The sequence below is a fragment of the Bacillus sp. JK74 genome (assembly GCF_053663395.1).
On sequence record NZ_JBSJQB010000001.1, the window covers coordinates 191,633 to 213,812 of the forward strand.

The window sequence follows — 22,180 nt, forward strand, 5'->3', positions numbered from 1 at the left end:
TTCAGCTTGCGCTTTCAGTTTGTTTCGTTAATGTGACGTTCAGCGTCTTTTTGCTTCCGCTTCTGAGCACTTGAACAGTCGTTTTATCGCCGATTTTCAGCTGGTTATATAAGATCTGTCTGATATCGGCGCTGCTGTCGACATCTTTGCCGTTCAATTGTACAATGACGTCATTTGATTTGATGCCCGCTTTCGCAGCCGGTGAGCCGGATTGCACTTCTTTTACATAAACACCCTTAGACAGCTGGTCGCCGAACAGTCCGAGCGTGTTTTCCTGATAGGTTTCCGGCACTTGCGCCATGTCAATCATCTGCACACCTAAAAATGGGCGCTCCACTTTTCCTTTTGCAAGCAGCTGGTCGACTATCGGTTCTACATCATTGCTCGGAATGGCAAAGCCCAGTGACTCCACGCCGTTTTCACTGACTTTCATGCTGTTGATCCCGATGACCTGGCCGCTTGAGTTGATTAACGGGCCGCCGCTGTTTCCGGGGTTAATCGCCGCATCCGTCTGAATTACGTTCATTTCCACCGTGCCTTGGGATGTATCGGCGTCCACCGTTCTGTTCAGCCCGCTGATGACACCTTGTGTGACGGTGCCGGAAAACTGCTGGCCGAGCGGGTTGCCGATGGCAATCACTTTATCAGCAATGCGGAGCTTGGAGGAATCCCCGAAGCTGGCCGCTTTTTTGACATTGGACGAGCTGATTTCCAATACAGCCAAGTCACTGATGGCATCCTTTCCGACAAGCTTTGCCGTTTCGGTTTTCCCATTGTAAAGAGTGACCGACAGTTTGTTCGCCCCTTCTACGACATGATTGTTTGTAATGATGTACGCTTTTTCGCCGTCTTTTTTGAAGATGACGCCTGACCCCGTGCCGCTTTCCGTTTCAGAGTTTGAACCGCCGTCAAGTCCGAACTGGCTGCTTTGCGAAGCTTGGTAGTTGGACACTCCGACAATCGCAGGCTCCAACTCTTCTACCATATCCGCTACGCTTGAGGTATTTTTCAAAGGCGTTGACGTAAAATTCGAAGACTGAACTTGTTTCGTATCAGAAACGGCTTCTGTCTTATGCTGCTCACCCGGCAGGTTCGGCACGATGCCAAGCACGAGGCCGCCGCCGATAATGCCGCCTAAAATCGGGCTCAGCCAAGCGGCTCTCCGTTTTTTTTCTTTTTTCACGGCAGCCGTTTTTTCAAATTCCGTACCGGCAGCCGTCTCGTTTTCCGGTTCTTTCGAGACGGGCCCTTCAAGCAGCTCGGGCTCCTGATGGCTGATCTGCTGCTGTTCATTTCTGTTTTGCTCCGTATGTGAAAGATCTGACTGATCGCGGCTTCTGCCGTCATCTCGATGATCGTTCATATTCACGCACACTCCTTCAGCATGTTTTCATTCTATCGATTACATATTCATCGCATGTACAAGTTCTATTGTCCCAATAATAAGGAGAAAAGCAAAGCTCCAAAACAAAATGTGTTTGAACATGTTATCTTCCCCGCTTTTTTTCTTCCTTTCTTCCCTTATACACATCATAAACAAACATTGTGGGATAAAAATGAAAAGAATATGTGAAATTATGAAAATGCGGCTTGAGTATGTTAAAACTAGTATAATGACGTTGAAAGGATGTGAAATGCCTTGTCATACACCATTTATCTAGTTGAAGATGAGGATAACCTGAATGAACTGCTCACAAAATATTTAGAGAATGAAGGCTGGAACATTACATCTTTCACAAAAGGCGAAGATGCCAGAAAGCAGATGCAGCCGTCTCCCCACTTGTGGATTCTTGACATCATGCTTCCGGATACGGACGGCTATACATTGATAAAAGAAATAAAAGAAAAAGATCCCGATGTGCCGGTCATTTTCATTTCCGCGCGGGATGCCGATATTGACAGAGTCCTCGGGTTAGAGCTTGGAAGCAATGATTATATCGCCAAGCCTTTTTTGCCGAGAGAGCTTATTATACGGGTCCAGAAACTGCTCGAGCTCGTGTATAAAGAACAGCCCGCCGCAAAAAAAACCGGCATCACCGTTTCTTCCTACAATGTGATCGAAGATGCCCGAGAGGTTTATGATGAAACCGGCAGCCTGGTCAATTTGACGTCTAAGGAATTTGATCTGCTGCTTTTATTTCTTCACCATAAAGGACACCCCTTTTCCAGAGAAGATATCCTGCTGAAAATATGGGGCCATGATTATTTCGGCACTGACCGGGTGGTCGATGACCTTGTGCGGAGGCTGAGAAAAAAAATGCCTGGGTTAAAGGTTGAGACCATTTACGGATTCGGCTACAGGATGATGACGTCATGAAAAATAAGCCGCTTGCTTTTCAAATATGGGTGGTCATCTCAGGCATCCTCTTAGCCATTTCGATTCTGCTTCTCGTGCTGTTCTCAAATACGCTGCGTCATTTTTTCACGGATGAAACGTATACGACGATTGAAAATGAACAGCATGTACTGACGGAGTACCGGCTGCCCGGATCGATCGAGCGGGGATATTACAGCGAGGATGCGACCGCTCCGACGACTTTCCGATCCGTTCAGCACGTTCTTCTGCCGGAACGGGAGGAATCGGCCAGTGACAAAGACTTGAACTACTTTTCTTCTTCCTTTATCCATAAGGTGTACAAGCTCGCGGGCCGCCAGCACAGCGTCACGAAACGATACAGCGCGGACATCAGCGGTGAAAAAGTATTTTTCGTCATTAAAAAAGGCCTCACCATTAACGGCCAGGATGCGATGATGCTGTCTTACGCCCTTGATTCTTATCGTGATGATCTGGCATTCACCCTGTTCAAGCAGCTTCTCTTTATCATTGCCGGCGTGATTTTGTTAAGCTGGATTCCGGCGATTTGGCTTGCCAAATATCTCTCGCGCCCGCTCGTTTCCTTAGAGAAGCATGTCAAACGGATTTCCGAACAGGACTGGGATGATCCGGTCATCGTCGACAGAAAAGACGAAATCGGAAAATTAGGCCATACCATTGAAGACATGCGGAGCAAGCTGGTACAAAAGGATGAAACGGAAAGAACGCTCCTGCAAAATATCTCTCATGATTTAAAAACGCCTGTCATGGTGATAAGAGGCTATACTCAATCAATAAAGGACGGGATTTTTCCTAAGGGGGATCTGGAAACCACAATTGATGTCATTGAAGGCGAAGCAGAAAAACTTGAGAAGAAAATTAAGGATTTATTATATTTAACGAAGCTTGATTATTTAATGAAGCAGCGGGTGCACCATGAGACATTTGACATTGTGAAGGTCACGGAAGAAGTCATTGAACGGCTCAAATGGGCCCGGAAGGAATTATTGTGGAGCGTTGATACAGAAGATGCATTAATGATGCCCGGTGATCCGGAACAATGGAGCAAACTTCTTGAAAACATTCTCGAAAATCAAATCCGCTATGCAGAAACGGCGATTCACATTCAGATCAGCCAAAATCAGCAGCAGATTGTCATGACGGTTGAAAATGACGGGCCTCCGATTGAGGATGAGATGCTATCCAGCTTGTACGAGCCTTTTAATAAAGGGAAGAAAGGCGAGTTTGGCATAGGACTCAGCATCGTAAAACGGATTTTAACCCTGCATAAAGCATCAATTTCAATTGAAAATGACCAATCGGGTGTAATCTACCGAATTATCATACCAAAGTAGACTGTAGTGTTTCATTGCAGTCTTTTTTTATGTGAAGGAATAGCCGTTAAAATCTCTGTAGTTTGCTTTCAGCGGTTTTTGGCATTGATGAACCCATTTCTTTTCACAAATTGTCTTTTTCGGATATTTCACCTTTTCGACTTTAATTCCTCTGTTTCGCAAGCGGCTGATCATTTCATCTAATTCTTTCATTTTCAGATTCACCCTTTCGCCAGAACTTTGACCATTCGGTCAGCTCACTTTATAATATAAATAAAACAAAACAAAAAAACAAGTTACAATCAGGTTAAATTTACGGAATATCAATATGACCATATAGTCATACATGAGAAGCACAAGCCAGCCTCCTGGCTCCGAAAGGGTGGAACCATTGAAGGAAAAAGAAAAGCTGATCATTGAAGCAGCAATCAAACTGTTTGCCCGAAAAGGGTACAAATCTACATCGGTTCAGGAAATCGCCGATGAATGCAAAATCTCAAAAGGCGCTTTTTATCTTTACTTTCCTTCCAAAGAAGCACTGCTCCTATCCATGCTGAATTACTACTATGATAAAACGTTTACCCGAATCACGACGATCCAAACGGAGGGTGACAGTCCGAGAGCCGCTTACCAAAAACAGCTTGCGGTATTTTACGAATCGATTCTCGCCCATCAGGATTTTATTACCGTGCAGATGAAAGACGGTTCACTTCCTTATACCGAAGAAGCGGCGCAGTGCGGAAAGAGAATCCGCCGGTCGATCCTGCAGTTTCATATCGACAGTCTTCTTGCTATTTACGGAGAAAAAGCTGAACCCTACACAGCCGAGCTTTGTTTTTTAATAGAAGGAATCAGTCAGATGTATCTTGAGTATCTGATTCTGACCGGCCGGTCCGTACAGCCTTCGCTTCTGGCAAATACCGTGATTCACAGAATTGATGACATCGTAAACGGAATGGCGGACAGACATGATGAAGCTTTTATTTCTCTTGATGAGGCAAGCTCACTGTTTGGGCCCCTTCATAACGGGCAGCCCGATCCTTTAAGTCAATCGATCTTGCAGACCCTCCGCACGCGCATCGGCACGATGGACAAGGCGCAAGCATCTGAATTCACCGAGAGCTTGGATATTCTGGAAGCGGAAATGAAGAAAAAGTCGCCGAAACCGGCAATCATCAAAGGAATGATTTTGAATTTGAAGGAATCCGACCTGCTGGCTGAAGATGCAGAACAGCTCAGATTTTTACTGAAACAGCAGTTTATTTAGAAGAACGGCCGCAATGACTGCAGCCGTTCTTTCTTTTATGCTTTCGGATGCACCATATCTTCCGGACGCACCATTTCATTAAATTGTTCTTCTGTCAGAAGGTTCAGCTGTAATGCCGCTTCTTTCAGTGTCAGGCCTTCTTTGTGGGCAAGCTTGGCGATTTTCGCGGCGTTTTCATAACCGATGTGCGGGTTAAGCGCCGTAACAAGCATTAATGAGTTAGAGAGATTTTCCTGAATCGTCTCTTGGTTCGGCTCAATACCGACAGCGCATTTGTCATGGAAGGAATTCATTCCGTCACTGAGCAGCTGCACGGTCTGCAGGAAGTTATAAATAATAACCGGTTTGAAGACATTCAGCTCGAAGTTTCCTTGGCTGGCCGCAAATCCGATTGTCGCGTCATTTCCCATCACTTGCGCGGCGATCATTGTCAGCGCCTCACTTTGCGTCGGGTTGACTTTGCCCGGCATGATAGAGCTTCCCGGCTCATTTTCAGGAATGACGATTTCGCCGATTCCACAGCGCGGGCCGCTAGCCAGCCATCTGACATCGTTGGCAATCTTCATCAGGTCGGCAGCCAATGCTTTTAACGCGCCGTGAACGTGAGTGATTTCATCATGGCTTGTGAGCGCGTGGAATTTGTTAGGCGAACTTTTGAATGTCTGCCCCGTTACTTTTGTGATTTCTTCCGCGACGTATTCACCGAACTGCGGATGGGCGTTGATTCCCGTGCCGACTGCCGTGCCTCCGATGGCAAGCGCGCGGATTTTTTCCGTTGACTCAAGAATCATTTCTTTCGAACGGTCAAGCATGTATACCCAGCCGCTGATTTCCTGTCCGAGCGTCAGCGGAGTGGCGTCCTGCAAATGCGTGCGTCCGATTTTCACAATATCCTGATAAGCTTTCGCTTTTTCATCAAGCGTCGCGCGCAGCTGATCAAGCGCCGGAACGAGCTGCTCATATACGGCAAGAACCGCCGCAACGTGCATCGCCGTCGGGAATGTATCATTTGAGCTTTGGCTGCGGTTGACGTCATCATTCGGATGAATCTTCAGCTCGGAATTTTTTTCTTTCAATAAAGCAGTCGCGCGGTTGGCCACCACTTCATTCATGTTCATGTTGCTTTGCGTGCCGCTTCCCGTCTGCCAGACAACGAGCGGAAAGTTATCGTCGTATTTGCCGTTTAAAACATCGTCACATACAGCGGCAATCGCCTGTGCTTTTTCAGACTCTAAGTTGCCGAGGCGTTCGTTGGCGATCGCTGTGCTTCTTTTCAATATTGCAAACGCCTTCACAACACGCTGAGGCATTTTTTCTGAACCGATTTTGAAGTTCTCCTTGCTGCGCTGTGTCTGAGCGCCCCAAAATTTATCTGCCGGAACTTTAACTTCTCCCATGGTGTCTTTTTCAATTCTGTAGTCCATTTATGTATCCCTCCATAACAGTTGCTTCACCCTGAGTATTATTCGCCAGTAACAGATGAAACCCTTTTTATTTTTCGGCCTTGGCCGTTTTTAATTTCAGCTCAAGATAGACGCGCGAATCCTTAGAATATTTATACTTCGGATTTGTTTTACGGTATTCTTTCGACGTGTAAGCCACTTCGTAATGCGCTTCAAATGATTTGATGAGCTGTTCAATTTCTTCGGCATTCCCTGCCAGTCTGACTTGTGCCACATCTCTCCTCCGCTTTCATAAAAAAACTTGTACCATTAAATACTTTATCATAGTATATCATTTTTTTAACAGGAAAAGATAACCTCAATTAAGGATTGGAAGGCGGGTGACTGTCGATGGCGCAATCGGAATTCAAGGAATACATACACGTTAATCTGGCACTGGTGCTTCCCCACGTAGAGCAGAATGATGACCTGGTTCAAAATAAAAAGATGCTTCCGAACGGGCTTGTTTTTTATTATATGTATCTGAGTGAAATGAACGACGAAGACAAAATAAAAGAAGCGATTGAAACGCTGCTTCGTGAGGAAGACACTCTGACGCTGGATACGGTGACGAAACGTCTTGATAAGATCGACGCCCGTCCCGTCTTTACGTCGAAGGAAGCCGTCATCTCCATTCTGCGGGGAAAATGCGCCGTGTTTATTAACGGACTTGACAGCGTATACATTTTGTCCACGGGAAAAAGAGAAAAAAGAAGCGTGAATGAACCCACATCCGAAAAGGTCGTAAGAGGTCCGAAAATCGCCTTCATAGAAGATTCTGATACAAACATCGCCATGATCAGGCAGCGCACGAACCATCCGAAGCTGAAAACGAAAAAGGTTCCGATCGGAGAAAACAAGTTAAAATACGCCACGGTCATGTACATAGATGATAAGGCGGACCCGTCTGTCGTCAGCGATGTTGTAAAGCGCCTCAGCGAAGTGAAGATGGACGACATCCAGGATTCCGGAACGCTTGAGGAGCTTATTGAGGATAATAAGTATTCGCCCTTTCCGCAAATACAAAATACGGAACGGCCTGATAAAGTCTCTTCCGCCTTGTTCAACGGCCGCGTCGCCATCCTTGTCGACAACTCGCCGTTTGCGCTGGTGGTTCCGGCTTCTTTAGGAATTTTAATGCAGTCTCCCGATGATTATTATGAACGGTGGATTTCCGCCTCGCTCATCCGGGCGCTCAGGTTTACGTCTATTTTTATCACGCTGTTTTTTTCGTCCATTTATATCGCCCTCGTTTCGTTTCACCAAGGGCTGCTGCCGACGTCGCTTGCAGTCACCATCGCGGCGAACAGAGAAAACGTTCCCTTCCCGCCTATTATTGAAGCGATGGTGATGGAAATTACGATCGAGCTGCTGAGGGAAGCGGGCTTGAGGCTTCCCAGCCCGCTCGGCCAGACGATCGGATTGGTGGGCGGAGTCGTCATCGGCCAGGCGGCCGTTGAAGCGAATATTGTCAGCTCCATCATGGTCATCGTGGTCAGCATTGTCGCGCTCGCTTCATTTACGGTGCCGCAGTACGGGATGGGTCTGTCGTTCCGTGTGCTCCGTTTCATTTCGATGTTTACCGCGGCAGCTTTCGGGCTGTACGGCATGATTTTATTTATGCTGGCGATCTACACTCATTTATCGAGACAGCGAAGCTTCGGTTCTCCGTATTTCTCGCCGAATGGATTTTTCAGCTTAAAAAACGCAAACGACTCTATTCTCCGTCTCCCTATTAAAAATCAACCAAAAGAGGCGAAAAACATAAATGAGCCAGAAAACAACTCACAATAAGCTTACAAGCTATCAAGGGACAGCATTGATTGCAAACACGATGCTCGGCGCGGGGCTCCTCACCATGCCGCGGACGCTGTCATCCAGGGCAAATTCGCCGGACGGCTGGATCGCGTTATGTCTGGAAGGCGTCATCTTTATCTTTTTGATTTATCTCAATACGCTCATTATGAAAAAGCATCAGTACGGATCATTATTTGATTATATGAATGAAGGACTCGGCAAATGGGCGGGAAATATCGTCAATCTGATGATCTGTCTCTATTTTATAGGAGTCGCCAGCTTCGAAGCCCGGGCGATGGCGGAAATGGTCAAGTTCTTTTTATTGGAAAGAACGCCCGTGCCGGTCACGCTGTTTATCTTTATTGCCTGTTCCGTTTATTTAATTATCGGCGGCATGAGCGATATCGGCAGGCTCTTTCCTTTCTATTTAACGATTACGATTATTATTTTGCTGGTGGTGTTTTCCTTCAGCTTTAAAATATTTGATATCGACAACCTGCGGCCGGTGCTCGGACAGGGGTTTTCTCCCGTTATGGCCTCCTTGACCGTCGTTTCTGTTTCCTTTTTGGGGATTGAGATTATGCTGTTTCTCCCCGAGTACCTCAAAAATAAAAAGCACACGTTCGGCATGTCGGCCATGGGCTTTGGCATCCCGATTATTTTATACATTATTACCTACGTGCTCGTCGTCGGCGCCTTAACCACCCAGGATGTCAAAACAATGATTTGGCCTACGATCGCGCTCTTTCAATCATTTGAAATCAAAGGGCTTTTTATTGAAAGGTTCGAGTCCTTTTTGCTTGTTGTCTGGATTATCCAATTTTTCGCCACCTATGTATCATACGGATATTTCGCGACATCAGGCCTTCATAAAATTTTCGGGCTGAAGCAGAAAAAGGGCGTCATCTTCGTCGGGATTGCGACATTCTTGGGGTCATTGATGCCAAAGGATGCGAACAAGCTGATGCTGTTCAGTGATATTCTCGGCTATATCTTCTTGGTTTTCTTTTTGCTGCCTTTACTGATATTTGCAGTCGTCGCTGTGAAAAGGAAGGTGAAAAAAGCGCAATGAAGAAATACATCGTAATCATATTTTGCACATTGCTTTTGGCCGGGTGCTGGGACAGCCGCAATTTAGAAGACTTGAGCCTCGTTATCGGAGTCGGGCTCGATAAACCTGCGGAAGAAAATGTGGAAGTGACACAGCAGATTCTGGTTCCGCAAAAAGCAAGTGCCCAGCAGTCGTCGTCAGGTGACACGACAAAGGTGACTTCCACTCCAGGGGAAACCGTCCATCAAGCATTAAGAACGGCATCGTTAAAAAATCACCCCGCCTTCTCCCAGCACTTGCGTATCATGCTGTTTTCCGAAGCGCTGTTAAAGGATGACATTCCGCTTGACGCATTGATGAACCAATTTATCAGGGACAACGGTACGAGAAGAAGCTGCAATGTGATGACGGTGCCGGATAAAACGAAAGATATTTTCAATATCAGTGACCAGGGAGAGCCTGCGTCAAATACGATCTATGACTTAACGGAGAACAATGCGGTCACCATCCGGATGATGGAGCCCGTGACATTGGGGGAAATATCAGAGAAAATCGCCAAAGGCGAGACCTTTGCCCTTCCTCAAGTGCGCAAAGTGGGCAGCAGACTGGAAATCTGGGGCGCTACCATTATTAAAAATAAATTCTGGTATGCGAATTTAACGCCTTTACAAGTCCAGAATATGAACCTGTTCACAGGCACGGTAAAGGGAGGCGTTACGTTTGCAAAGCATGACAATTATTATTTATCCTTCGAGGTATTTTCCAGCAAATATGATGTAAAAACACAATATAAAAACGGAAAATTCAAGTTTATCGTCACCCGGTTTGTTGAAGGCCGTCTGTCTGAGGATTGGAACCCGAAAGAAGATTCTTTCAAGGAGTCCTATATAAATGAAATCAAAAACGCGGTAAAACACCGCATTCATTCAGACGTCATGACATTCATTGATTACATGCAGCATGACTTGAAAGTGGATATTACCGGGTTAGGCGATCAAGTCCGGATTCATTATCCTGATAAATGGAAAAAGATATCCTCTGACTGGGATCATCATTTTAGTGAATCGGATATTGAATATAAAGTCAAAGTCGCCATCAGGGATTTCGGAACAAAGGGAATGTCCCAATGACCCCGTCCCTCGGGAGAGTGTGCCGGCGCCGCTCTCCTTTTCTTATGTCACGAGATGATTGCGGTGGGCATATACGGCTGCCTGCGTGCGGTCACTGACATCAAGCTTTGACAATATATTCGTAATGTGGGTTTTCACCGTTTTAATCGTAATGAAGAGCTCTTCACCAATCTCTTTATTCGTCTTGCCTTCCGCGACGAGACAGAGGATTTCCAGTTCTCTTTTCGTCAGCGTTTCATGCGGAAGCTGATTCTCTGAATGGCGCAGCCTTGACAGCACTTTTCCCGCCACTTTCGATTCAAGCTTCGGTTCGCCCTTGGCAGCCGCTCTGATGGCTTCGGCTATTTCTGCCGCCTTGGACGTTTTCAGCAAATAGCTGAGCGCTCCCGCTTCGATCACCGGATACACTTTGTCGTCATCAATAAAGCTCGTCAGCACGATGATTTTCGGGTCATTGAGTTTCGCGCAGATCTGTTTTGTCGCTTCGATGCCGTCCATGCCGTCCATGACAAGGTCCATTAAAATCACATCCGGCAAAAGCTCTGCGGCCAGATCGACGCCCTGCTGCCCGTCTGATGCTTCACCGGCGACTTCAATGTCCGGCTGTGCTTCTAAAAATGCGGCCAGACCCATCCTGACCATCTCATGATCATCAATCAGTAACACTCGAATCACTGTCGTTCTCTCCTTTTGTTTTCTGATAAATCGGGACTTTCACGTCGATCTGCGTGCCTTTTCCCTTTACGGAGATAATTTCCGCTATGCCGCCGATTTCACTCGCTCTTTCCTTGATGGAATGCAGGCCGTATGAGGATGCTTTCACTTGATCCATTGTAAAACCCGCCCCGTTATCAATGACTTTAAGCTGCAGCTTTTGATGTTTCGCGCCGAGTCTGACGGTGACCTTGGTCGCCTTTGAATGTCTGAAAACGTTGGAAAGCGCCTCCTGCACGATGCGGAACAGATGGTCTTCAACGCCTTTTGACACACCCGTATCGCTGATGTCCCACTCAATATCCAGCGGCTGCTTCGCTTTGAACTCTTTTAACAGCTCAATCAGCCCTTCTTTTAAGCCTTTTCCTTCTAAAGTGACGGGCCGCAGATGCAATAGCAGCGCTCTCATCTCGTTTTGCGCTTCCCCCGCCATATGTTCAACCATGCGAATCCGTTTGACGATTTTGTCATCCGCATCTTTCACCTGCTCTAAGACGGCGGATGTCATCATAGAAATGGCAAAGAGCTGCTGGCTGACGGCATCGTGCAGATCGCGCGCCAGCCGCTGGCGTTCTTCAGTGATGACCGATTTTTTCATTTGATCCTGCCATTCCGCCCGCTCGTTGGAGAGCTTTTGCAGCGATGTGACCTGGAGCTCGACCCGCTTGGCCATTTCGTTGAGCTGATCTGCCGCCAGACCGATTTCATCATCGCCGAGCGGCGGCACCCGATAAGCGAAATTGCCGTTTTCAAATTTCAAAACCGCTTCAATCAGTGTATCCATTCTTGTTTTCAGGCGGCCTCCGTATACATAACCGGAAATCAATCCGGCCGAAAGAGACGCCAGAAGCAGGATGACCACAAACGGAATACCGAACCAGCCGGAAGAAAACAGCAGCATCGGGTCAAGCCCGTAATACAGCAGCATCAGCGTAATAAACACCGCGCAAAGGAGCAGACTGAGCCCCGCGGTCATCCGCATGGCGCGCCACTGAATATTGGCGAGTAATTTTTTCCTCATAAATACTTCACATCCACATCGCCGATGAATAACGAAATTGAAATTTTAATCCGCCGCGGCGAGTCGCCGTACTCAGACGATACTTTATAAAGATTCGGGCTCATGCCGCTTTTCTTAGAGCCGAGCAGGTTCATATCGCCGATAAAAGCCGATGAACTGACGGACACTTCGATATCCGGCGGGACGTACACATCGACATTGCCGATGACACCGCTGATGGTCATCGTGCTTTCTCCTTCGGGAATCATCGCTTTTGACAAATCAATTTTCACATCGCCGATGAATCCGGAAACATTTAAATCATTCAGCTCAAACGGGTCCTTCATCATCCGCAGCTCGCCGATAAAAAAGCTGCGGAGGTCCGGCTGTCTGCTTTCCGTCTGGGCGGAAGGCTTTGGCTGCTCTTCTTTTTCAAGATTGATTTTCTTCTCTTTATGTTCATACACGCGCTTTCCTTTCAGGAGCCTGTAGCCCGCGTATATGAGAAAGGCGGCGAAGGCATAGCCGAACAGGTTAAAGGTGGCGCTGAACAGGTTCCTCAAAAATAAAAAAGCGGCGAAGATATACAGGACGGAGCCGAGCCAGCCGCGGGAATATTTATTAAAAATATAGCCTGTGATCAGAAAAAAGAGCGGCCAAAACAAGAAGTCGCCGATGCCGATAATACGCAAAAACATGCTGACGCCTAATAAGGCGATGATAAGTCCGAGAATCTGTTTTTTTGCCATCAGCTGCCTGCCCCTCCTTTCCTTGACTATTGCAGTGCAATATTGCCGCTCGTCACTTTTATATCAATCGGCCTGGCGCCGCTGCCCTTCATACCGGTGAATGCCCCGCCGTCCTTACTCGTTTTCTCAAAGGAATAAGACGGCTGAATCCTTCCGCTTGCCGTCTCGGCGTTCACCGTAAAACTTCCGTCTTTCGGCAGGCTGATCGCTGCGCTGCCGCTCGCAAGCCTGACGGATACGGGAGCATCCGCCGTCTCAAGCGAGGCGTCGACACTGCCGGAAGCGACCCGCACGTCAAGGGCGCCCGCCGCATGTTGAAGCCCGACATGTCCGGAGGATAAGCGGATATCCCCCGTTTTTGACGCAAGGCCTGCTGCTGTGAGGTTGCCCGACAGCCCCTTCGCTTCAAACACATCCGTCTTCACGTGCTTCAGCGACATATTCCCGCTTACAGAACGGACACCGAGGTACGCAAGAGACAGCCCCTTGTTTCCGTCAACGGCAATGGTGCCGCTTGACGTATGGACGGTGATGTCCCGATGATAATCATACGGAATGCGGACAATCAGCAGAGGACGCTGAAAGAGATTCAGAAATTGAAACCCTTTCTCCTGCGCTTTGAGATTGAGGGTCTTTCCCCTGCTTTGGACAAACATTTTCCCCGCCGGTCCCGCCATGTTTGCCGCGATATCATTCCGCGCTTCCGCGATGATTTTTACATCCGTCTGTTCCGATGAAACCGACAGGCTGTTGACGGCACGCGGCGGTATGCTTGCCGATTCCGCTTCTGTTTCGTACAGCGGAAAAAAACGCCCGGCAAACACTTCTTTCACCAAAAACAGACAGCAGATCAGAACGGACGCCGCCATCAGTCCTTTGGCAATCTTACGCTTCATTACGTTCCATCCTTTTTCATTCATTTTATTATAAAGGAAAAGCCGGAGAATTGATACGTGCGTATAGGGAAGAGGCGTAAAAGCGCCGATCTTCCCTTGTGCACATTATTCATGAGCCGCTTTTTGATGCTCTGTTTTCTCCAGAGAAAGCGAGCGCATTTTTTCAATCTCAGCTTCCACCTCATCTGAATATTGGGAGCGGCTGTATTCTGTGTTCGCCTCAGCTGAAGTGCCGTATTTGACGCGGACTTCCATTTCTTCAATGCGGCTTTCCATCCGAAGAAACTCCCTGTAGGCGCTTTCGCTGTCAATTTTGTCGAAAGAAGCGTTCATATGTTCCTTTGCTTTTGCCGCGTTGGCGCGGGCGATGAGCGCCTGTTTTTTATCCTTTACGTCGCGGAGGCGCGTTTCTAAAGTTTCCAGCTGCTCTTTCAGCTCTGCCAGCTGTGTTTTCGCCTGTTCATACGCTTTTTCATGTTCGGCCGCTTTTCCCTCAAGGTATTTCATTTCAGTCAGCGCCTTTTTCGCAAGCTCCTCTTCCCCGGCGTCAAAAGCAAGCTGAGCCTGGTTTTTCCGTTTTGCCGCCGTTTCGGAGGCGTCTTCCTGTTTTTTCTTAAACTGATGGACGATCGTGTGCTGTTTGACAATCGTTTGTTTCGCCTTAGCGATGTCACTTTCCATATCACGCACATATTGATTCAGCATGACTTTCGGATTTTCTAATTTATCAAGCCCTTCGTTAACAGATGCGACGAACATATTTCTTATTCTTTTTAAGACCATTTTGTCTTCCTCCTTATTTTTTCTTCAGAAATTCTTCCCATTCAGTGTCAAATCCGGATTGATAGCCCGGTGATGCCGCTTCCGGTTCATACTGGCGGGAAGCGGTGTCTGAGCCGCCCTGCTTCATCATCTTCCACCCGAAATACACCATGGCGCCGGCCAGTCCGATGGCAACGATAAATGGAAGAGAACCGACGAGAATCATAGCTCCGATGAAGCCCGCGATGATACCCGATACCGCCCGGCCTTTTGAAAAACGTTTGATTCCCCAGTAAAGCATCAGGCCTCCGATCGCCAGCGGGATGATAAATGCGAAATGGCCTCCTCCGAAAAAGACAGAAAGTCCGAACACAATCAGCAGAAAGCCGCCTGCCGTTTTTACATTTATATTCATGCAGATCCTCCTTTCGTTTTCCTTGTCTTTACTATAAACAAATCCCGCGGCCGGCAAAACGAGTCAGAGATTGATTTTCATATCAGACCGGAGTCGTATAACCCCCCGGACCTTCGCATAAAAAAACGCCGCTGCACCGGACGGCGCAGGGCGTTTCACGAAAAATCTATATTCTGATGCTCGCTTCTTTTTCCCTGATGAGATCTGAGCGTTCAGCTTTGGCCAGCTTTGTAAAGATCAATATTCCGAGACCGGACAGGACTTCAACGAGACCGCCGGCGGCAATGACTTTTCCGGGACCGAAGGCGTTAGCCGCGTATCCGCAAAGGACCGCGCCGAGCGGAATGGATATGTTTGAGATCATATGGATGACGGCATAGACTTGCGGCTGATCATCATGGTCCACAGACGTCTGAATAATCGTATATTCCGGCACATTAATCGCGCTGACGGCAGATCCGAACGCAAACGCGGCGAGGAAGACGAGCGGCAGAAAAGTGTTGAGGCCGGTGATGAAAAATGCCGCCCCTTCTATGATTCCCGCTGACACAAACAGGAGACCGTATTTGTTCACCTTCACCTTAGCCAAAATAAAACCCATTAAAAAGGCTCCGCCCGTGCCTGTCGCTTTCAAAAGCGAGTAGATGATCGGCGGCATGTTTAAATCTTCGGCAACATAAACGGCAGAGAGCGCCTCCCACGGAGCGGCCGCAAAATTCATGAAGATACAATAGATGGCGAGCGGGTATAAAATCTGGTGTTTCCTGACAAGAACGAACCCCCGTTTGAGCCTTCCGAAATACGTCCCGCGCTGTCTGACGGCGACGGTATCCTGTTTGGCATGCTGGACTTGGTATGACATAAAGAGTACGAGAAAACCTGATAGAAGATAGAATATAAGAGCGATAAACAAAGAATAAGCGGGACTGATAAATGTTAAGAACACCCCGCTCAGCGTAATGGCGGCAAGCCTGACGATCTGCCCTGATGACTGGATGACCGCATTCGCTTTCTGCAGGCTGTTTTCTCCGACAATATTGGGGATTAATGAGATAGATGCAGGATTATAAGCGGCTCCCGTGGCTGAATGCAAAATCATGAGAAGCATGACAAACCATAAAGGAGAAAAACCGTTAAAGTAACAAACTGGAATGATCAACACGACCGCCGCGCGCGTGAGATCGGAGAAATACATCCAGAATTTCAGCGTATGCTGCTTCATAAAAGGCCCGGTAATCGGCGCCAGCATCGCCTCCGGAAGGAACGTGACCGCAATGAGCAGGGACGTGCCGATCGCGCCTTCCCCGTCAAAAATCAAAAACCACAGAATGGAATTAAAGGCAAAACCGTCGCCCGACAATTTAACAAGCCTCGAGATAAACAGAAGGGTGAAATTTTTATTCCAGATGCTCTCGCTCTTATTATATGTATCCATCTATCAAATCCCCCATTATTTTACAATGTTTCTTATAATATCTCATTTTTTAATTTTTCAGTCAATAATGCATAAGATACATTTTCCTTCTGTCAATAAAGGTTCAATTGATGGATATCTCTATAAAAAAACAGCCGGCTTGCTGCTGCCGGCTGAACAAAACGTTATTCATCATCACGGAATACCGCGGCGCTTCTTTCATACTCTATATCCTGAACGCCCTGTCTTGCGTTAACTGCTCTTGCCGCCGCGAAAAAATAATCAGACAGGCGGTTCAAGTAACGCATCACCGTATCGTTTATCTCTTCTGTTTTGCCCAGTTTCACGACGAGACGCTCAGCCCGTCTTGTGACGGTCCGCGCGATATGAAGCTGAGCAGCCGCCTTATGCCCGCCCGGAAGAATAAATTTCTCAAGCGGGGGCGCTTCAGCCGTGTAACGGTCTATGCAGTCTTCCAATACGGAAATAGATGTCTCTCTTAATGTATAGTTTCTATGTTCAGTGACCGTCGCCAAGTCGCCGCCGCAGTCAAACAGCTCATGCTGAATGTTTCGGAGTTCGGCTTTCACATCACCGCAATTCTCACAATCATCTAGCTCCGCAAGCGCAAGCCCGATAAAGCTGTTCAGCTCATCGATCGTCCCGTAGCTTTCAACCCGCAGACTGTCTTTATCTGTTCTGCCGCCGATCAGGCTTGTCTGTCCTTGATCGCCGGTTTTCGTATACAGCTTCATCGTTGTATTCCTCCTTCTTCCGCCGCTTTTACACATGCCGCGGTTCCTCTTCTGACGGCTCTTTCCGCGTGAGGGACGTCCATTGCCTCTCCTGTCTGCAAGGCACAAATGACAATGTCGCCTTTTGCCTGTCTGCCGGAAAGGGCCTGCATTCTCGCTTCAGCCGCTGCCGTTAACAGCCGAACAAATCCCTGTTCCGATAAACGTCCGCTGATCAGCACCCAAACGGTATACTGCGCAGTCACGGCTATCGTAACCGAATCAAACGTACGGCAGATCAAACCAGCTGCCGCTGAGCCGGAAAGCCGGCGGCTCCACGAAAAGCCCGGGCCGTCAGATGCGGTTGACAGCATTCTGAACGGCCGTTCTGTATGAAGCGTTACGGTATTTCCGCTTTTGTTTATCAGAGAGGCGAACGGAACGCCGGCGGGCTCTCCTTCCTCCCGCGCTTCCGGCATAAAAGAGATCAGCGGTTTCGGCGACGATTGCCGGGCAACAGCGCTGACGGTAATGCCGTAAATGTCTTCAATCGTCTCTTTTTTCAAAGCCTGATCCGGCGGCTGCTTCGGAAAAGCGCGTCCGTCTTTCATCATCAGGAGCTGATCACAATATTGGCTTGCGGCGTTGAGGTCGTGAAAAATACTGATGACCGTCAGGCCTCTTTCTCTCGTCAGCCGCTTTACCGTATCAAGCAGGTCTTTTTGATATTTGAGATCAAGAAAGGTCGTCGGCTCATCCAGACAGAGCACCTCAGGCTGCTGAGCCAGCGCCTGCGCCAGATAGACGCGCTGCCGCTCCCCTCCGCTCAGATTGCGGACGGATTGCTGCGCATATCGGTCGATGCCCGTCATTTCCATCGCTTCCCGGACGATGTCCTCGTCATGTTGATCCATCTGTCTGAAGAGTCCTTTTTGATACGGGTATCTGCCGAAGGACACCGTTTCCTTAACGGTAAATGTAAAAGCTTGCTCCGTATGCTGCGGCAAAACGGCCATGATTTTCGCAAGCTCCCGCGGCTTGTATCTGCCCGCGGGCCTGCCTGCGACGAGCACCTCGCCCTTTGACGGAGAGAGCATTCCCGTCAGCAATTTCATCAGCGTTGTTTTTCCCGAGCCGTTCGGACCGAGTATGCCGACAAATTCACCTTTTCCGGCGGTAAAACTGACATCTTCTACAATCATCCGGCCTCCGTACCCGCCGGACAGGCTGCTCACTCTGATCATAAGCGTTTCCCTCCATGATGCTGGCGAAGCAGAATCAAGGCAAACACAGGCGCTCCCGCCAAGGCCGTCATAATGCCGATCGGCAATTCGACAGGCTCAATGACGGTGCGGGAAAACAAATCCGCCAAAATGAGAAACCCGGCGCCCGTCAATGCTGACAGCGGCAGTAAATGGCGATGATCCGTCCCCCATAAAAGCCGAGTCACATGGGGAATGACAAGGCCGACAAACCCGATCGTCCCCGAGACGGCAACCGCGCCTCCCGTCAGCAGAGATCCGGCGGCGATCATCAGCAGTTTTCTTTTTCCCGTACTGACGCCTAACAGCCTTGCTTTTTCTTCTCCATAAGTCATAATGTTTAATTCTCTGCCATTGATAAGCAGAAGCGCCGTCCCGGCCAGAAAAAAAGGCAGAAACAGCGCGACATAGCCCCAGCCCCTCATGGACACGCTTCCCAACAGCCAGCGGACAATCGGGAGCAGATCATTTCCCGTTAAAGCAATCACAAGCGAAATGAGAGCCCCGAGAAAAGAATTCATAATGATGCCTGTCAAAATGAGCGTCGAAACCGACATCGACGCATGAACGAGGCGGCTGAAAAACAGAACCGCCGCCATAACCGCAATGGCAGCGGCGATGCTGACAACCGGAAGTGTGAACCGGCCGATGACGGGAATCTGAATGCCGAAAAACAAGGTGATAACAGCTCCCGCCGAGGCTCCCGAAGATACCCCGAGTGTATAAGGATCGGCGAGCGGATTTTTCAGAAGTCCCTGAAACGCCGCCCCCGCAATGGATAACGCGGCTCCGACAAGAGCGGCCAGAACGACTCTCGGCAGGCGGATATTGATCATAATATTTACATTCATGGGATCAACAGAGGATGTCCGGCCGATCCCGATCCAAAAAACGTCGGATAAAGGAATATGCAGACTGCCGATTGAAATGCCGAGTGCCGTACAAACGGCTAAAAACAGCAGGCTGACCGTGTAGGCCAGCGGGCGGTTACTTTTTAAACGTTTCAGGATAAACGCTTTCTGCAAGCTTCTCGACCCCTTTGACAAGGCGCGGGCCTGAGCGTGTGACAAGGTCAGGATCAACAGAATAGACATTGTGGTGTTTGACCGCATTGACGGCACCCCAGCCGGCGCGTTTTTCCACTTCAGCGGCCTTTACGCCGTCTGTCGTAATGATGACGTCCGGATTCATTTTGACAATCGCTTCATCCGTCAGCTGCACCCAGCCGGTCTGGCTGCCGGCGGCGTTTTTCGCATGTATATCTTCAAGCATTTCGTTCATAAACGTGCCTTTCCCCGTCGTGTAGCCGTCAGGAGACACTTCGACGAATACTTTCTTTTCGTCTTTTTCAGAAATGGCAGCCGCTTTCTTTTCTATGCCGGAAAGATCGGATTTCATCGATTGGATCAGCTGATCCGCCTGCTTTTCTTTGCCGGCCGCTTTTCCGATCATGCTGATTGATTTGTACACATCTTGGAACGATTGCGCATCATTGACCGTTAAGACGGTGATGCCCGCATCTTTCAGCTGCTTCATCGCATCGGCGGAAGCGGACATAGAGGACGCGTGGGCAAGCACGAGATCCGGCTTCAGCGCGATGACTTTTTCAGCGTTCACATTCATATCTCCGACTTTCGGTTTTTTTACGGCTTCTTTCGGATATGTATCATTTGTCGTGACGCCTGCGACCTTATCTCCCAGTCCGAGCGCGTATGTAATTTCCGTATTGCTCGGCATGAGGGAAACGATTTTTTCCGGTGCCTGCTTTATGGTTACTTTTTCGTTCGCGGCATCCTTAATGGTTACCGGGAATGCTTCGGTTGAGACGGCTTTTTGTTTGGCCGCGCTTCCTTCTCCCTGTGCGCCGGAACAGCCGGCGATCACAAAGGCGGTGACCAAGAGCGCCGCCCAGACGGCAGTGATCTTCTTCATTCTTTTAACTCCCCCTGATTATGGTAAACGATTGTCTCTTTGACATTCGTATCCTTTTTTCGCAGTAATTATACTATAAGTCTTTAAGGCTTGTATATCCGCCCTTTTTGCATGAAAGCAAATTGTTCGTACACACTAAAATTCATCATGTATACTGTTACACAATGGTGTAAAAAGGAGGATTATCATGGAATTACAGCTTGAACGAAAGCTCGTGTTGATTACAGGATCAACTTCAGGGATCGGAAAAGCCGCGGCAAAAAGCTTTTTAGCCGAAGGCGCCGAGGTGATTGTAAACGGAAGAAAAAAAGAAACTGTGGAACGGACGGTTGAGGAGCTTTCCGCTTACGGAACGGTTCACGGCATCGCTGCGGATTTATCGCGTCAGGATGAGGCGGATGACTTGATCAAGCGCGCCGGCGGAATCGGGGAAGTCGATGTTCTCGTCAATAATCTCGGTTTTTTTGAAGTAAAGGACTTCGCTGAGGTGTCTGATGATGAATGGACTCGGTATTTTGAAGTGAATGTTATGAGCGCCGTGCGCCTGTGCCGGCGTTTTCTGCCGCAAATGCTTGAAAGAAACAGCGGACGGATTTTGAACATCTCCAGTGAAGCCGGTGTCAAACCGCTTGCGCAAATGATTCCGTATTCAATGACGAAAACGGCGTTAATCAGCTTGTCCCGGGGAATGGCGGAAATGACGAAAGGCACGAATGTCACGGTCAACTCCGTGCTGCCGGGACCGACATGGACCGAAGGCGTCGCTTCTTACATGGAAGGAGCCGCAAAGGCTGCCGGAGAAGACACGGACAGCTTCGTCCGGGATTATTTTAAAGTGAATGAACCGACATCTTTAATTCAGCGCTATGCAACCCCGGAAGAAGTCGCCAATACGATTGTATTTCTCGCTTCATCAGCTGCTTCTGCCATTAACGGCACCGCACAGCGGGTTGAAGGCGGCATCATCCGCTCCATTTAACACAAAAAAGCCCGGCACAAGGGGAACTTCCCCATATGCCAGGGCTTTTTTTACATCATGCCTGCAAACGGAACCGGCTCCCAGCCGCCCGTCTCAAGCTCTGCTGAAAACAGGCCGCCCGCATGCGGCTGCTCAAGTCTTTCGGCTTCCGTCAATTTTTCCGTCGCGGTCGTAATGTATAACGTGTTCAAATCTCTGCCTCCGAACGCGCAGCAGGTGACGTATTTCGCCGGAACTTCGATAGATGCAATTTCCTTATGCAAAAACGGGTCAATCCGGACGGCACGGCCGCCTCCGAACAGAGCCACCCACAGCATTCCGTCACGGTCAATGGTCATTCCGTCGGGAGATCCTTGCGACTCCGGAAAGCGGTAGACCGTTTTCGGATCTGATACGGCTCCGGTTTCAGGATCGTATGCATAACAGACGATTTCCTGCGTCGGAGTATCAATATAGTACATCAGGTTTCGGTCCCGATCCCAATCCAAACCGTTCGAGGTGGAGACCTGGTCTTTTATTTTGGCAAGGCTGCCGTCCGTATTCAGACGGTACAGCGAAGCCTCCTCTTCTTTGCCTTCCATGCTCGTCGTTCCCGCCCATAATCTGCCGGACGGGTCGCATTTTGCGTCATTGAAACGGATATCTTCCCGCATGTCTTTCGGCTGCTTCATCTTCGTCAATGTGTCTTCCCGCAGATTGTACAGGTAAAACCCATCTTTCATCGTCATCACCAGCTCTTCTTTTGAATACAAGGCCAGAGCCGTGACAAATGATTTGAATTTAACGGAACGGTTGATTCCGTCAGCCGGAGTGAAGATATGGAGCTGGCTGCCCAGTATATCCACCCAGTACAGGCATTCCTTATCCTTGTCCCATAAAGGGCCTTCTCCGATAACTGCTCTCGTATCTGCTCGTAATGCTGCTTCCATGTGTGAACACCTCTTTTGCTTGTCAGTCTTCTATTGTTATTCCCGACAAAGCGGCGTCC

At 48.6% G+C, this 22,180-nt stretch carries 23 protein-coding genes; 7 read left to right on the top strand and 16 right to left on the bottom strand.

Annotation, left to right across the window (positions count from 1 at the left end; all coding sequences use genetic code 11):
* Position 1: 1 nt before the first annotated feature.
* Entirely contained in the window at positions 2 to 1,363 is a 1,362-nt protein-coding gene (locus tag ACWJJ5_RS01015; RefSeq protein WP_146284087.1) for a S1C family serine protease, read from the bottom strand.
* Between the two features lie 276 nt (positions 1,364 to 1,639).
* Here ACWJJ5_RS01015 and ACWJJ5_RS01020 point away from each other — a divergent pair, with 276 nt between their 5' ends.
* Together ACWJJ5_RS01020 and ACWJJ5_RS01025 are read left to right on the top strand one after the other, a co-directional pair.
* Positions 1,640 to 2,317, top strand: coding sequence for a response regulator transcription factor (locus tag ACWJJ5_RS01020; protein ID WP_007410069.1), 678 nt, complete (start codon positions 1,640 to 1,642; stop codon positions 2,315 to 2,317).
* Entirely contained in the window at positions 2,314 to 3,669 is a 1,356-nt protein-coding gene (locus tag ACWJJ5_RS01025) for a sensor histidine kinase (protein WP_166705797.1), read from the top strand. Before ACWJJ5_RS01020 ends, ACWJJ5_RS01025 begins: the two co-directional genes overlap by 4 nt.
* Before the next feature lie 27 nt (positions 3,670 to 3,696).
* Here ACWJJ5_RS01025 and spxO read toward each other — a convergent pair whose 3' ends face one another.
* On the bottom strand, positions 3,697 to 3,861 hold the full coding sequence (spxO, locus tag ACWJJ5_RS01030; RefSeq protein ID WP_003151811.1) for an anti-adapter protein SpxO: 165 nt from the start codon (positions 3,859 to 3,861) through the stop codon (positions 3,697 to 3,699).
* A 178-nt stretch (positions 3,862 to 4,039) separates the two neighbouring features.
* Between spxO and ACWJJ5_RS01035 the strand changes: the two genes are divergently transcribed.
* Positions 4,040 to 4,915: a TetR/AcrR family transcriptional regulator gene (locus ACWJJ5_RS01035; protein WP_017418948.1), complete on the top strand. Its 876-nt coding sequence runs from the start codon at positions 4,040 to 4,042 to the stop codon at positions 4,913 to 4,915.
* Positions 4,916 to 4,950: 35 nt separating this feature from the next.
* Here the strand turns inward: ACWJJ5_RS01035 and fumC are convergent, their stop codons facing one another.
* Positions 4,951 to 6,339 (bottom strand): class II fumarate hydratase, encoded by a 1,389-nt coding sequence (gene fumC, locus ACWJJ5_RS01040; RefSeq protein WP_003151808.1) that lies wholly within the window; start codon positions 6,337 to 6,339, stop codon positions 4,951 to 4,953.
* 67 nt (positions 6,340 to 6,406) lie between these two features.
* Positions 6,407 to 6,592 (bottom strand): YvzF family protein, encoded by a 186-nt coding sequence (locus tag ACWJJ5_RS01045; protein ID WP_003151806.1) that lies wholly within the window; start codon positions 6,590 to 6,592, stop codon positions 6,407 to 6,409.
* A gap of 116 nt (positions 6,593 to 6,708) precedes the next feature.
* Here ACWJJ5_RS01045 and ACWJJ5_RS01050 point away from each other — a divergent pair, with 116 nt between their 5' ends.
* Genes ACWJJ5_RS01050 through ACWJJ5_RS01060 form a run of 3 tightly spaced genes read left to right on the top strand, consistent with a single transcriptional unit; the run spans position 6,709 to position 10,335 of the window.
* Positions 6,709 to 8,151, top strand: coding sequence for a spore germination protein (locus ACWJJ5_RS01050; protein ID WP_039253912.1), 1,443 nt, complete (start codon positions 6,709 to 6,711; stop codon positions 8,149 to 8,151).
* Positions 8,126 to 9,226: a spore germination protein gene (locus ACWJJ5_RS01055; RefSeq protein ID WP_454022123.1), complete on the top strand. Its 1,101-nt coding sequence runs from the start codon at positions 8,126 to 8,128 to the stop codon at positions 9,224 to 9,226. Before ACWJJ5_RS01050 ends, ACWJJ5_RS01055 begins: the two co-directional genes overlap by 26 nt.
* Complete coding sequence (locus ACWJJ5_RS01060) at positions 9,223 to 10,335, top strand: Ger(x)C family spore germination protein (protein ID WP_326212077.1); 1,113 nt, start codon at positions 9,223 to 9,225, stop codon at positions 10,333 to 10,335. Before ACWJJ5_RS01055 ends, ACWJJ5_RS01060 begins: the two co-directional genes overlap by 4 nt.
* Before the next feature lie 42 nt (positions 10,336 to 10,377).
* On the opposite strand, the gene ACWJJ5_RS01065 is transcribed toward ACWJJ5_RS01060, so the two are convergent.
* The 11 genes from ACWJJ5_RS01065 to ACWJJ5_RS01115 all read right to left on the bottom strand — a co-directional run bounded on the left by ACWJJ5_RS01065 (position 10,378) and on the right by ACWJJ5_RS01115 (position 20,213).
* Positions 10,378 to 11,010 carry a response regulator transcription factor gene (locus ACWJJ5_RS01065; RefSeq protein WP_003151798.1) on the bottom strand — a complete coding sequence of 211 codons (633 nt, stop codon included), beginning with the start codon at positions 11,008 to 11,010 and terminating at the stop codon, positions 10,378 to 10,380.
* Entirely contained in the window at positions 10,988 to 12,070 is a 1,083-nt protein-coding gene (gene liaS / locus ACWJJ5_RS01070) for a two-component system sensor histidine kinase LiaS (protein ID WP_003151796.1), read from the bottom strand. Before liaS ends, ACWJJ5_RS01065 begins: the two co-directional genes overlap by 23 nt.
* Positions 12,067 to 12,798, bottom strand: coding sequence for a cell wall-active antibiotics response protein LiaF (gene liaF, locus ACWJJ5_RS01075; protein ID WP_003151794.1), 732 nt, complete (start codon positions 12,796 to 12,798; stop codon positions 12,067 to 12,069). The genes liaS and liaF overlap by 4 nt, the downstream gene beginning before the upstream one ends.
* Before the next feature lie 26 nt (positions 12,799 to 12,824).
* Positions 12,825 to 13,694, bottom strand: a complete 870-nt coding sequence (liaG, locus tag ACWJJ5_RS01080; protein ID WP_094247510.1) for a LiaG family protein — start codon at positions 13,692 to 13,694, stop codon at positions 12,825 to 12,827.
* A 105-nt stretch (positions 13,695 to 13,799) separates the two neighbouring features.
* Complete coding sequence (gene liaH, locus ACWJJ5_RS01085) at positions 13,800 to 14,477, bottom strand: stress responsive protein LiaH (RefSeq protein ID WP_003151791.1); 678 nt, start codon at positions 14,475 to 14,477, stop codon at positions 13,800 to 13,802.
* 13 nt (positions 14,478 to 14,490) lie between these two features.
* Positions 14,491 to 14,871, bottom strand: coding sequence for a protein liaI (locus tag ACWJJ5_RS01090; protein WP_003151789.1), 381 nt, complete (start codon positions 14,869 to 14,871; stop codon positions 14,491 to 14,493).
* A gap of 166 nt (positions 14,872 to 15,037) precedes the next feature.
* Positions 15,038 to 16,306 carry an MFS transporter gene (locus tag ACWJJ5_RS01095; protein WP_070082346.1) on the bottom strand — a complete coding sequence of 423 codons (1,269 nt, stop codon included), beginning with the start codon at positions 16,304 to 16,306 and terminating at the stop codon, positions 15,038 to 15,040.
* Positions 16,307 to 16,470: 164 nt separating this feature from the next.
* The gene (locus ACWJJ5_RS01100; RefSeq protein ID WP_077722819.1) at positions 16,471 to 17,040 is read right to left on the bottom strand and encodes a cob(I)yrinic acid a,c-diamide adenosyltransferase; all 570 of its coding nucleotides are present in this window, start codon (positions 17,038 to 17,040) and stop codon (positions 16,471 to 16,473) included.
* A complete protein-coding gene (locus ACWJJ5_RS01105; protein ID WP_454022124.1) occupies positions 17,037 to 18,263 on the bottom strand; it encodes an ABC transporter ATP-binding protein in 1,227 nt (408 codons plus the stop codon). Before ACWJJ5_RS01105 ends, ACWJJ5_RS01100 begins: the two co-directional genes overlap by 4 nt.
* Entirely contained in the window at positions 18,260 to 19,306 is a 1,047-nt protein-coding gene (locus tag ACWJJ5_RS01110; protein ID WP_003151785.1) for a FecCD family ABC transporter permease, read from the bottom strand. The genes ACWJJ5_RS01105 and ACWJJ5_RS01110 overlap by 4 nt, the downstream gene beginning before the upstream one ends.
* The gene (locus tag ACWJJ5_RS01115) at positions 19,269 to 20,213 is read right to left on the bottom strand and encodes an ABC transporter substrate-binding protein (RefSeq protein ID WP_017418938.1); all 945 of its coding nucleotides are present in this window, start codon (positions 20,211 to 20,213) and stop codon (positions 19,269 to 19,271) included. Before ACWJJ5_RS01115 ends, ACWJJ5_RS01110 begins: the two co-directional genes overlap by 38 nt.
* Positions 20,214 to 20,400: 187 nt before the next feature.
* Here ACWJJ5_RS01115 and ACWJJ5_RS01120 point away from each other — a divergent pair, with 187 nt between their 5' ends.
* Entirely contained in the window at positions 20,401 to 21,192 is a 792-nt protein-coding gene (locus ACWJJ5_RS01120) for an SDR family NAD(P)-dependent oxidoreductase (RefSeq protein ID WP_017418937.1), read from the top strand.
* A 50-nt stretch (positions 21,193 to 21,242) separates the two neighbouring features.
* Here the strand turns inward: ACWJJ5_RS01120 and ACWJJ5_RS01125 are convergent, their stop codons facing one another.
* A complete protein-coding gene (locus ACWJJ5_RS01125; RefSeq protein WP_071392260.1) occupies positions 21,243 to 22,121 on the bottom strand; it encodes an SMP-30/gluconolactonase/LRE family protein in 879 nt (292 codons plus the stop codon).
* Between the last annotated feature and the right edge of the window lie 59 nt (positions 22,122 to 22,180).

Bases quoted from the DNA above. Each gene is read 5' to 3' on its own strand.
- ACWJJ5_RS01125 (WP_071392260.1), bottom strand. From the start codon at position 22,121: ATGGAAGCAGCATTACGAGCAGATACGAGAGCAGTTATCGGAGAAGGC.
- ACWJJ5_RS01050 (WP_039253912.1), top strand. From the start codon at position 6,709: ATGGCGCAATCGGAATTCAAGGAATACATACACGTTAATCTGGCACTG.
- ACWJJ5_RS01025 (WP_166705797.1), top strand. From the start codon at position 2,314: ATGAAAAATAAGCCGCTTGCTTTTCAAATATGGGTGGTCATCTCAGGC.
- spxO (WP_003151811.1), bottom strand. From the start codon at position 3,861: ATGAAAGAATTAGATGAAATGATCAGCCGCTTGCGAAACAGAGGAATT.
- ACWJJ5_RS01015 (WP_146284087.1), bottom strand. From the start codon at position 1,363: ATGAACGATCATCGAGATGACGGCAGAAGCCGCGATCAGTCAGATCTT.
- ACWJJ5_RS01055 (WP_454022123.1), top strand. From the start codon at position 8,126: ATGAGCCAGAAAACAACTCACAATAAGCTTACAAGCTATCAAGGGACA.
- ACWJJ5_RS01090 (WP_003151789.1), bottom strand. From the start codon at position 14,871: ATGAATATAAATGTAAAAACGGCAGGCGGCTTTCTGCTGATTGTGTTC.
- liaF (WP_003151794.1), bottom strand. From the start codon at position 12,798: ATGGCAAAAAAACAGATTCTCGGACTTATCATCGCCTTATTAGGCGTC.
- ACWJJ5_RS01095 (WP_070082346.1), bottom strand. From the start codon at position 16,306: ATGGATACATATAATAAGAGCGAGAGCATCTGGAATAAAAATTTCACC.
- fumC (WP_003151808.1), bottom strand. From the start codon at position 6,339: ATGGACTACAGAATTGAAAAAGACACCATGGGAGAAGTTAAAGTTCCG.
- ACWJJ5_RS01120 (WP_017418937.1), top strand. From the start codon at position 20,401: ATGGAATTACAGCTTGAACGAAAGCTCGTGTTGATTACAGGATCAACT.
- ACWJJ5_RS01115 (WP_017418938.1), bottom strand. From the start codon at position 20,213: ATGAAGAAGATCACTGCCGTCTGGGCGGCGCTCTTGGTCACCGCCTTT.
- liaH (WP_003151791.1), bottom strand. From the start codon at position 14,477: ATGGTCTTAAAAAGAATAAGAAATATGTTCGTCGCATCTGTTAACGAA.
- ACWJJ5_RS01060 (WP_326212077.1), top strand. From the start codon at position 9,223: ATGAAGAAATACATCGTAATCATATTTTGCACATTGCTTTTGGCCGGG.
- ACWJJ5_RS01100 (WP_077722819.1), bottom strand. From the start codon at position 17,040: ATGAAGCTGTATACGAAAACCGGCGATCAAGGACAGACAAGCCTGATC.
- ACWJJ5_RS01105 (WP_454022124.1), bottom strand. From the start codon at position 18,263: ATGATCAGAGTGAGCAGCCTGTCCGGCGGGTACGGAGGCCGGATGATT.
- liaS (WP_003151796.1), bottom strand. From the start codon at position 12,070: ATGAGGAAAAAATTACTCGCCAATATTCAGTGGCGCGCCATGCGGATG.
- liaG (WP_094247510.1), bottom strand. From the start codon at position 13,694: ATGAAGCGTAAGATTGCCAAAGGACTGATGGCGGCGTCCGTTCTGATC.